Source organism: Microcoleus sp. B13-B6 (genome assembly GCF_036705405.1).
Classification (GTDB): Bacteria; Cyanobacteriota; Cyanobacteriia; order Cyanobacteriales; family Microcoleaceae; genus Microcoleus.
On the sequence record NZ_JAUBUJ010000003.1, the window covers coordinates 58,694 to 69,471 of the forward strand.

9 protein-coding genes are annotated in these 10,778 nt (G+C 45.2%); 3 read left to right on the top strand and 6 right to left on the bottom strand.

What is annotated here, in order from left to right; genetic code table 11:
* The first annotated feature begins 238 nt into the window (after positions 1–238).
* On the top strand, positions 239–850 hold the full coding sequence (locus tag QUB35_RS02285; RefSeq protein WP_333138982.1) for a CPP1-like family protein: 612 nt from the start codon (positions 239–241) through the stop codon (positions 848–850).
* 261 nt (positions 851–1,111) lie between these two features.
* On the opposite strand, the gene QUB35_RS02290 is transcribed toward QUB35_RS02285, so the two are convergent.
* Positions 1,112–1,795, bottom strand: a complete 684-nt coding sequence (locus tag QUB35_RS02290; RefSeq protein ID WP_333138984.1) for an HAD family hydrolase — start codon at positions 1,793–1,795, stop codon at positions 1,112–1,114.
* A gap of 631 nt (positions 1,796–2,426) precedes the next feature.
* On the opposite strand from QUB35_RS02290, the gene QUB35_RS02295 reads away from it, so the two are divergent.
* Both QUB35_RS02295 and QUB35_RS02300 read left to right on the top strand, forming a co-directional pair.
* Positions 2,427–4,556 (top strand): diguanylate cyclase domain-containing protein, encoded by a 2,130-nt coding sequence (locus tag QUB35_RS02295; RefSeq protein ID WP_333138986.1) that lies wholly within the window; start codon positions 2,427–2,429, stop codon positions 4,554–4,556.
* Complete coding sequence (locus tag QUB35_RS02300; protein ID WP_333138988.1) at positions 4,537–5,070, top strand: GNAT family N-acetyltransferase; 534 nt, start codon at positions 4,537–4,539, stop codon at positions 5,068–5,070. Before QUB35_RS02295 ends, QUB35_RS02300 begins: the two co-directional genes overlap by 20 nt.
* Positions 5,071–5,090: 20 nt before the next feature.
* Here the strand turns inward: QUB35_RS02300 and hppD are convergent, their stop codons facing one another.
* The 5 genes from hppD to QUB35_RS02325 form a co-directional block, all read right to left on the bottom strand.
* A complete protein-coding gene (gene hppD, locus QUB35_RS02305) occupies positions 5,091–6,152 on the bottom strand; it encodes a 4-hydroxyphenylpyruvate dioxygenase (RefSeq protein WP_333138990.1) in 1,062 nt (353 codons plus the stop codon).
* A 399-nt stretch (positions 6,153–6,551) separates the two neighbouring features.
* Positions 6,552–7,259, bottom strand: coding sequence for an SDR family oxidoreductase (locus QUB35_RS02310; protein ID WP_333138992.1), 708 nt, complete (start codon positions 7,257–7,259; stop codon positions 6,552–6,554).
* 366 nt (positions 7,260–7,625) lie between these two features.
* Positions 7,626–9,035, bottom strand: a complete 1,410-nt coding sequence (locus QUB35_RS02315) for an NYN domain-containing protein (protein WP_333138994.1) — start codon at positions 9,033–9,035, stop codon at positions 7,626–7,628.
* A 42-nt stretch (positions 9,036–9,077) separates the two neighbouring features.
* On the bottom strand, positions 9,078–10,409 hold the full coding sequence (locus QUB35_RS02320; RefSeq protein ID WP_333138996.1) for an APC family permease: 1,332 nt from the start codon (positions 10,407–10,409) through the stop codon (positions 9,078–9,080).
* A 105-nt stretch (positions 10,410–10,514) separates the two neighbouring features.
* Positions 10,515–10,733 carry a hypothetical protein gene (locus QUB35_RS02325; RefSeq protein ID WP_333138998.1) on the bottom strand — a complete coding sequence of 73 codons (219 nt, stop codon included), beginning with the start codon at positions 10,731–10,733 and terminating at the stop codon, positions 10,515–10,517.
* Positions 10,734–10,778 lie beyond the last annotated feature (45 nt).

Here is a 10,778-nt window from a genome sequence, read left to right on the forward strand (position 1 = left end):
TTTGGCAGAAGGTAAAATTTTAGACGGCAAAGATAAAAATAAAAATCTTTGGATTCATTATTTTTTTTTTACGAATGCCAAATGCCTTCTAGTTTCTACCTTCGTAAGGTTTGCTGGTTCCTGTTTTCAAGCACTAAAAACTAGCAGCAAAACTCTTGGGAAAGCGGCAGAGCTCCCGCCCCGCTTTCCTCTCTTGTTAAGATTGCTATATAACGAGAGTCTTCAGCGGGTTATTACAATGAGTGAGCCAACTCCCTATCAACTTCTTGAAGTCGATGAAGATGCTTCCTTTGATGAAGTGCAAGAGGCCCGCACGCGCCTAGGCGAGCAGTACAGCGGTGACAAGAAACGTTTGGAATTGATCGAAGCCGCTTACGATGCGATCCTCATGGATCGCCTGCGGCAGCGACAGGAAGGGAAAATTAAAGTACCCGAACGCATCCGCTTTCCCGAACGGCTGACTCCCCCACCCCCAAGCTTTACTCCCTCTCCTCCGAGTGGCAGCCCAGCTTGGTTGCAGCGGTTAATCGATACTCCTAGTCGATCGGACATTTTGTGGCCGGCTGGGGTGTATGTGGGCTTAGGCGGACTGAGTATTTATCCGGCGGCTAATGATGGTTTACTACAGTTGACTCTGGCTCTTGGGGTCGGCTGTTGTCTTTATTTTGTTAATCGCAAGGAACAAAAATTTGGTCGCGCCGTGCTGCTGACTGTGGCTGGCTTGGTTATAGGCTTGTTGCTGGGAGGATTTTTTGGTTCTTTGGTCAGTCCGGCATTTATAACAACAGAGAAATTTATCGCTTTGTTTACGTTTTTAATTCTGTGGCTGGTCAGCGGTTTTCTGCGATAGTCAGCAGTCATTAGTCAGCAGTTATTAGTCAGCATTCATTAGTCAGCATTCATTAGTCAGCAGCCAACAACTAATAACTGTGAAATCAAGACCTCTGATAAATAACATCAGCTAACAATTAATAACTAATGACTAATGACTGGGGAATTGTTGACTGTTGACTGTTGATTGATGACTGGGGAATTGAGGACTAATGACTGTTGACTAATGACTGGGGAATTGAGGACTAATGACTAATGACTAATGACTAATGACTAATGACTACTGACTATCTAAAATAATCTCAACTGCTTCACTCAAATTGTTAGCAATTAAATCCGGTTGGTGCATTTCTAGTTGGGTGCGATCGCGAATTCCGCACAAAACACCAATTACCTTGACACCGTGCGTTTTTGCTGATATGATGTCCGCCTCCGTATCGCCAACCATCCAAGTGTCAGAAGCCGGCGGCAGTTCGGCCAGAGCTCTTGCCATCAACAGGGGCTTATCTTTGACATCCCCGGTTTTAACGTAATCGTTGGGGAGGCAATAGCGGCGGTTTTCTGGGAAAAATTGCCCTAAATTGCAGCGGTTGAAGGCTTCATCTAGTTCCCTAACGCGGCGCATGGTCATCACCACTAAGTCTACTCCAGCGCCCTGCACCTTTTCGAGAGTTTCCAGAGCGGTGGGAACGGGTCGATCGTAAATCATGTAGGGTAGGGTGTGGACGGTTTGACGACGTTTCTGGGCAAAATCGCGGGCTTGGGCTGCGTCTAATCCTGAGAGGATGGCGATTTCGGTTTCGGGAACCCGCGCGCGCTTCATGTCCCAAAACTCTGCCTTGGGGAGTTCGCGCACTGGTTGCCCCTCACGCTGAGTCTCGGCCAGACAATACTGGTAAACTCGGTAGTAGCGATCGGACACGTCCATGATCGGGCCGTCAAAGTCGGTAATAAGTCTCAGCATTTAGCAGAGTATTTTTAAGCTTTTATACAAATCCTTCGATACTATATCATTTAAAGGTAACACTTTCTTTACAAAAATTGACACAAATACCCTGGGGAGGTAAGGTCTATAGGAATGGTGCTAATTAAAGCAAACATTTGAATTAAACTGTGCTGTTCCTCAACTTGAGCGGTTGTCAGCCATATCGGGGAATTCAAAATTAAAATGTGCCGCACAAATAGTGTAAACAGCTACATATTGTTCATAAATCTCTACCTCAATCGAGGCTGATTTTGACTGCGCTTTCTCAAAAAAAGTGGGTTTAATTAATATTTAGCCCCATTTTTAAAACAAGCAAAAAAATGCTTGGATAATCCAAAGTGTACTGTTTGCATAAATTAGCTAGCGGTAACAGGTGATGACATCAGCCAGTATAAAAATTCCCATGATAAATAGCAGCCAAACAACAACTAATATCGTTTCCGGTTGCATCGGCATCCTAAAATCGAGTCAACAGTTAACACTCAACCATTCTGTTTTTCCACCCCTCCTTCTACAGTCAACAGTCAACAGTCAACAATCATTCCGGTGCAACCGGAATTGATGTAACTTTACCGGCTAACCTTTGAGAGAGATGCTCTACAATAACGAGATGCTTCCAACATTAACTGTAGAGAGCAGCCCCAGAAGTATTAATATTCTTCTTTATAAGCTGTTATCCTTACGCAGGATTGAATACCTCACAGTCGATCGGGAACTTAAGATTAAAGAAATATCTTTGAAAGTGCAAGATTTTGCCTACATTCATGAGGAAGTAGGCGAAGGAAAAGACGTGCGCGATAGTTTTCCTGAACTGATTGGAATTGAAGGAATCCTTGAAGATATTATTGAAGAACGACAGCAAGACTTTCAGTTAAAGTCAATTAGCAGAGTTCTCAAAGACGGCTCTTATTTGTATCTAAATTTGTACATTTTTGGTTGTAAGGGACAAGCCACTGCTGACAGATTGATTATTTTATGCGAAGATGTGACAGATAGCATTGGATCTCCGCAAACCATCGTTCATGCTGCCAAGAAAACAAGTATTAAAGGCGATAACTTAGCTGCGGCTGGCGATTATATTGACAAAATTATTAATTCCCTAGGGGATGTTTTGTTCGTAACAGGAACATCGGGCCAAATCAAAAAAGTGAATCAAGCTGCACAGCAATTATTTGGATATACCGAATCGGAATTAATCGGCCAATCCATATCCATGATTACGGCTGAGGAGGAATTGTTACGCAAAGTCAGCCAGCTACCTCCTGCACTTAAAAGCGAATATTGGCCTCAAGTAAAAGTAGCTTGCCAAACGAAAATAGGTTTAAAGCTGATTGTTGCGTTTTCATGCTCTAGTTTCGAGACAAGCACAGGAAGCCCGGATGCAGATAGCGAGGTTATACAAGATTTTGTTTATATCGGCAAAGACATTACCAAGCAACAACGCATAAAAAAGTGTCAAGAAGCACAGTATGCTGTTACTCATATCCTATCAGAATCAAGTTCTCTAGATAATGCAACTCCGAGAATTTTGCAAGCTATTTGCCAAAGTTTTGGGTGGGATCTTGGCGAACTTTGGACGCCTGCAGAGGCGGAGGAAGAAACTAGATTGGGTGCGGAAATAAAATCTGAAAAAGAGTCACTTTGGTACCTGCCACTTTGCTGTCCGATCGAGGAAACTGCTGGTTTGCGACGGGTGGCAGTTTGGCAGGCAGCGGAGGAAGTTAGGGAGTTTGCCGAAAACAACGAGCAGATTACTTTGGCGGCGGGTGAGGGTTTGCCCGGAGCGGTTTCCAAGAGCGGTTCTACGCAGTGGATTACCGATCTTGTGGGCGATCGCAATTTCGTGCGATCGCACTTGGCAGAGGAAGCGGGACTGCGATCGGGATTCGGTTTCCCCATTCACGCTAGGGGCCAAGTTGTAGGAGTAATGACTTTTTTTTGCCGGGAAGAACTGCCACCCGATCAAGATTTACTTCAGATAATAGCGGTGGTAAGTTCTCAATTAGGAGAATTTGTCAAGCGCAAATATGCGGAGCAAGAATTGTACGAAGCTGAAGCTTCAATCCGATTTTTGTACGAACAAGAAAAACGGCAAAGTGAAGAATTAGCTCGGCAAAATTTAGCTTTAGAACAAGCCAAATTAGAATTACAAGCAGCTAACATGGAATTGCAGCGGCTCGCTTCGGTGGATGGATTGACTCAAATTCCCAACCGCCGCTGTTTTGACAAAAAATTGGAGTTAGAATGGCAGTTGATGGAGCGAGAAAAAGAGTCGCTGTCTTTAATTTTGTGCGATATCGATTTTTTCAAACTTTACAACGATCATTACGGCCATCAAGGAGGCGACGAATGTTTAAAAAAAGTTGCCGAGATTTTAGCTAACAACGCTCAGCGGGCAGGAGATTTAGCCGCCCGCTACGGCGGCGAAGAATTTGCGGTAATTTTGCCGCGAACTGATGTGCAGGGAGCAATACGGGTAGCTGAAGCAATTCGCAGCGATTTGAAAGCGGCGACAATTTTTCATGCTGCTTCCAAGGTAAGTAAGTTTATAACTCTCAGTATGGGGATCGCTACTACTGTACCGGCTGCTGGTGTATCGATTGAGGGGTTAATTGGACAAGCCGATCGAGCGCTGTATCGAGCTAAACTAGAAGGGCGCGATCGTATAGTTGCCCTCGACTTGAAAAGAGAATTTCAGGGCCCCAAAGGAGTATTTTCTGATGATTGTGAGAGAAGCTAAAATCGGTGACGCACCTGCAATCGCACGAGTTAATCTAGATACTTGGCGGACAGCTTACCGGGAAATTGTACCAGCAGATTACCTCGCACAGTTATCCTATGAAAAGCGAGAAAGCAATTGGCAAGAAATCCTCCTAAACGCAGAAAAAAGTAAAAATTTTGTGTGCGTTGCGGAGAATGAATCGGGAGAAATTGTGGGTTTTGCTGCGGGTGGTTGCGAGCGCACCGGCAAATATATATATAAAGGAGAATTATTTGCCATCTATATTTTGGAGGAATATCAGCGTCAAGGAATCGGACGGCAACTCGTGAGAACAGTTGCCACAAAATTGGCAGAATTAAGTTTGAACTCGATGCTAGTTTGGGTACTAGGAGACAATTCAGCCTATAGGTTTTATGAATTATTAGGAGGTGAAAAAGTAGATGAACAGCAGACAACTAGAGCAGGAGTTGCACTCAAAGAAATTGCCTACGGGTGGAAAGATATCGCCGTGCTGATTAACACGCGGATATGACCAAAAAAGTGGAAGCTTTATCAATCATCTATCAAACTTCCCCTCTTCATTTGTTCGCGTTCAATGGCCTCAAACAAAGCTCGAAAATTCCCCGCCCCAAAACCTCCAGCTTGCACCGGTGTGCCGTTAACTAAACTAACTCGGCGCTCAATAATCTCGAAAAAGAAAGTCGGTTCTGCAAAAATTGGCTGGGTAAAGATTTGCAGCAGCATCGCTGCGGGAGTATCTTCTTGCCAATCTGCCAAAACTTGACAAGCTGCAATTGATTGCCAATCTGCGGGTAAATAGTTTTGTCGCTGCTGCAATTCGGAGTAGTATGTGGGAGGAACAGGCAGAAAAGGCAAACCGCGCGATCGCAAATCGGCAACAACCCCCACAATATTATTAGTTTGCAAAGCCATGTGCTGAATTCCCGGCCCCCGATTTGCACTCAAAAACTCTTGAATTTGAGAATTAGCTGATGCCGGTTCATTAATCGGGAATTGCACCCCACCTTCAGCGTGCACCATAACTTGGCTCCGCAAAGCCGACTTCTCCGTCTGAATGTCAAAATTTTGCTGCGGTTGAAAACCTAATATTTTTTGATACCAACTAACAGCACTTGATAAATCCCCTGATTCAACATTTAACACTACGTGGTCGATTAGGGTAAACATCGGCAGCTTAGGAGAAGCCGATAGCAGTGAATGGCCGCCAATGCGCTCAACGAGCGTGTGGATTAAATCTCCCCAACCAGCGATTTTTGCCCGCTTAAAATAGCCTCTTTCGTTTAGGTCTTCTTGAATCGGTTCCAGGATTTTAGCGCCTGCCGCAGCCGCTCTAGCTACCGCTAATTCGATATTTTTTACCCGAAAACCCACATCGGCAATCCCTGGAGGATGAAACTTCAACCAACTAGCAGCGGGACTAGCGGGTGTCAGGGGCGAAGATAAAACAAAACATACATTGCCGCTGCTGACAACTTCAGTTTGAGTGTGGCTGTTGGCATAACCGGCAGTTGATTGAAAGCCTAAGCGGCTGACAAACCAGTCGCGGGATATTTTAGCATTTTCAACGTAGAAGTGAATGCGATCGAACTCCATAATCAATAATTGAAAATGGAAACTGAAAAAGGGAAAATCTGCTGATTTTCAAGGCGAAATTGCAACGGAGGAATTGAGTAATGGATATTTTTCATACTTTTTATTGCGCGCCCACTTAATAATAACCTAAAAATTGAATATTCTAGCTCCCTCTGAAGGTAGAAATAAGTCGGCACTTAAAAGAAACCCGGTTCTGTGATAACTGAGGTTTGACCGCTAGGCCTTCGCCAATAGGACTAAGGCAAAAAAATGGTTTGACGCGCTACTTATAGGGGTAAGGTGCACCAGCCCGTGCACCTACATAATTAAGTGCTGTACAAGTTCTCAAACCTAAAAATATCATAATTTTTATTGCCTTCAGCTTCCGCTGCTTTCTGCATTCAAATCACTCCTCAATCGCTAAAAGAACAAATGACTTTCCGGCTGAATATTAATCTCCATCGGCACAGCTTGCGGGTCAGCCGAAAGAGCAAACATAATCGCATTTGCAGCAGTTTCAGTAGTCAGCATTTTTGACCTGTCTACCTTCAAACTCACATTATCCCAAAACGGAGAATCCACCCCGCCAAAATAGAATAGCGTAAACTTAATGCCGTAGCGTCGCAGCTCATCTGCCATGCACTTGCTGAAACCAACTACCCCAAACTTTGAAGCGCAATAAGCCGTTCCCATCGCCATCGAATGCTTGCCCAAAATCCCGATGACATTGCAAATGTGCCCGGATTTCCGCTCTTTCATCACATTCGCCGCTGCTTGAGACGTGTAAAAACTGCCTTTTAAGTTCAAGTCAAGCATGGCATCTAAATCAGCGGGTTCTAACTTGTTCCACTGCTTGAGAATTCCGGCACCGGCGGCGTTTATGAGGGCATCAATTTGTCCGAAATGTTCCACAGCTTTGTGCATCAGCGTCTCGACTTGCTGCAAATCGGTGATATCTGTGGGCACGCACAGTACCTCTGTTGTTGAAAGTTCGCTAGCTAAAGCGTCTAACTTACTGCTGTCTCTGGCGGCGAGCACTAGCCTCGCACCCGCCTCAGCGAGTTTGCGGGCCACTGCTGAACCGATGCCGCCAGTCGCACCCACCACAACCACAACTTTGTCCTGCATATCCCTTTACATTTCTTTACGTCCAGATTGTATGATAGCTCAAGTTGCTAGTAATGGGGATGTTGCACCATTCTCAATAAGCTTTGTATGAACAGGCTTTTCGGCCTGTTCCACAAGAAAATTCACTCTTTGTGGAACAGGCATCTTGCGTATGAACAGGCTTTTCGGCCTGTTCCACAAGAAAATTCACTCTTTGTGGAACAGGCCGGAAAGCCTGTTCCGGTGCAATATGTGAGTTGTAATTGGACGTTTACATAGGGGTTCTCAGGAAAGTAAGGTACTCTTCCTGTTTGGCCAATGCCCTGTTTGGTCAATGCCCAAGAACACCTCATGTTACTGAGAAAGGCTATATATTTTAATTTTTAATTAATTGAGGGAAACTTGCCAGCCTTTTTCGGCTTTTTTTAGCTGGAGAGAAGCGCAGGATTGCAAAAATTTAGTGAATTTCCTACCGAGATTAAAATCTTTAATTATTTGGGTAATTTGTTTGCCGTATTGTCGGTGAAATTCGCTGCCTACATTGGAGAGAAATACAGAATTTTCAGGAGAGTTGCCGGTTAACTCGCCAACGATTTTGACAAGAGCTCTTTCCAAGTCTTCCAGAGAATTAATATCTGTCAAGGTGGCAGGTGCTGCCTGGTGGTTATTCAGATTTTCTTGGTTAAGTATTGGCGGTGGAGGCGATAATCTCACTTCAAAAAGAGTGACATAAGTTTGAGAAGTTTCTGAGGGTTTGTGGAGGGCAAAATCGGTGGGATATTTGAGAAAGATATCCCTGGTTTTAGTGCCGAGCAAATGATGAGAAACAACTTGATTTAGGACTAAGCCGTAATTTTCCTTAAATAAAGCTGAAACAGTAGAAAGTTTGATCCACTGAGTTGATGTGCGTTTTTGCTCTTTTTTGATTAATTCTTTTAGCTGAATAACTAATTGTTCTAGGGGTGTAATTTCCGGTGTGGTTACGAGGGAATGGGTTTCTACTTGTCCGGTTTTGCTGTTTAAAACTATGATTTTATCTATTTGTTTGCGGACTTGAAATACTGTTAATCCGTGGGCTTGCAGTGTATTGCTGAGGTGAGTGAGGGCGCGATCGGACGAACAGACAAAAATCTCTTTGGCTGTGGGATAATGTACGAAAATCGATGCGCCGACTGTAGCCATTTTTAAGTCGGCGCTGTCTTTGCCGGGGGGGACGTGAATTAGTTGATAGCCGCGCTGGTGAAATTCGGCATCTTTTTTGCCCATGCTGCGCCAGTTGGCAAAGGCAACTTTGATTTGGATGGGATAGTGGCAAATTCCCTCTAGGAATTTTTCGGTTTCGATGGTGAGTTGCAAGTTTTCGACATCTAGCAGCAAGATAGCAATGCCGCTAGGAAGCGGGGCTGGTTGATTGGCTGTTGGAGTTGGAGGTTCTGACGAAACTGAGTTTTCTGATTTAGCTGGTGCTGTTTGAGATTGGGCTAGCTGCTGAATTTTGGCAGATAATTTGCTGAATTGAGGTGAATTAACGAATTCTGGAACCAGCAGAATTTGCAGGTATTTTTTCGCAGTCAGCAGCAGGGAATCTGTATCGCTGGCTACGCTGAAACTTTTTGTCAATTTTCCAATCAAAACTGACTGAAAATCAGGTTTGGCCCAGGGGGTTTTCCTGTATTTTTCAGTTATCCATTCGGGATGCTTTTCCTGAATGGTAATGAGGGTTTGAGCTATATAGCGACTGATGGCGCTGAATGCGAGAGATTCTTGAGTCGCCAGCAAGGGGGTTCGATCGGGCATGGCCCTCTACAATGCGGGATGCTGTTTCAATTTATCACACTTCTAGTTTCTCGCCGGGATTCGGACGATCGCCCGCCAAATTAAACCGGCGACAATTAATGCCAATCCTGTCAGCCAAATTTGCCTCTCCACCCAGAAAGCCAGAAACAGACAATTCCCCAAACCCACCCAAGCCAACCACTGCGGATAAAGCCTTTCGGCGGGGGAAAGTTGCAGCGCGGCGAGGTTGGTGATAGCGTAGTATATCAAAACGCTAAAAGCGCTAAATGACCAAGTGGTTTTGACATCGCCGACGAGGATTAAAAGTGCGATCGTAACTTCGACAACCACCACAGCCACGTAGGGAGTTGTCCCTGAAGGATTCAGCCGCGCCAAGACTCTCGGCATATCCAAGCGCCGCCCCATCGCCAGCCAGATGCGCGACAGCCCTAAAATTAAGTTCAGCAAGACTCCCAACATAGCGGTAATTGCGCCGACGGCTAGCAGTTGAGAAACTCCTGGAACTGGGAAACTGCGGGCGATGACTTCCAAAGGTGCAGTCGTACCGCCTATTTGTAAAGACAATTTATCGGCTCCCCCCGCGCCCGCGACAACTACTGCTACCCCGACGTAAAGCAGCATTGTCAGCACCAAAGTGAAAATTATGGCTTTGGGAATGGTTTGCCTCGGTTCCCGCACTTCCTCGCTCATTGTGGTGATGCGGGCGTAACCGCTATAAGCGACAAACATCAGGGCGGTGGCCTGGAAGATGGAGCCGATCGAGCTATGATTCTGTACGGTGGCGATTTCCCACCTTACCTCTGGCAAACCGACAGCAACAAACACGGCTAAGGATAGGAGTGTAACTGAGACTATGGCAGTATTGGCAATATTCGATCGCCTAATTCCCGTCAATACAATTAAAGTGATGGCGGCGAGGGCGACTAAAGCTGTTAGGATCAGGTAAGTGCGATCGGCTACACCAACTGCATTTAAAAAATACCCCGCAAAACCTAAAGCAGCAGTAGCCGCAGAAGCCGTTTTCGCCAACAAAAACATCCAGCCTGCAGTAAAACCCAGCCAAGGATTGAGATATTTGTAGCCATATTCATAAGTACCACCGCTAACAGGATGATTTGCCGCTAATTGAGCGCTGTTAAGGCCATTGCAAACAGCAACAAAAGCTGCAATACCTACAGCCAAAATCACTCCCGGCCCAGCAACTTCCGCAGCAATGCCGATACTCACAAATACTCCGGTACCGAGGATTGAACCCAGGCCCATGAGAGTTGCGCCAAAAACACCTAACTCTCGCTTCAGAAGTGGTGAAGACATAAATATAGCAGGCAAGATGCCTGCACAAAAATATTTGTCTGTTTGTTGTGGAACAGGCATCTTGCCTGTTCTGAAGATATAACTATAGCAGGCAACCTGCCAGCTCCACAAAAATATTTGTCTGTTTGTTGTGGAACAGGCATCTTGCCTGTCCTGAAGACATAACTATAGCAGGCAAGATGCCTGCTCCACACAAATATTTTTCTGTTGTGGAACAGGCATCTTGCCTGTTCTGAAAACATAACTATAGCAGGCAAGATGCCTGCTCCACACAAATATTTTTCTCTTGTGGAACAGGCATCTTGCCTGTTCTGAAAACATAACTATAGCAGGCAACCTGCCAGCTCCACACAAATATTTGTCTGTTTGTTGTGGAACAGGCATCTTGCCTGTCCTGAAGACATAACTATAGCAGGCAAGATGCCTGCT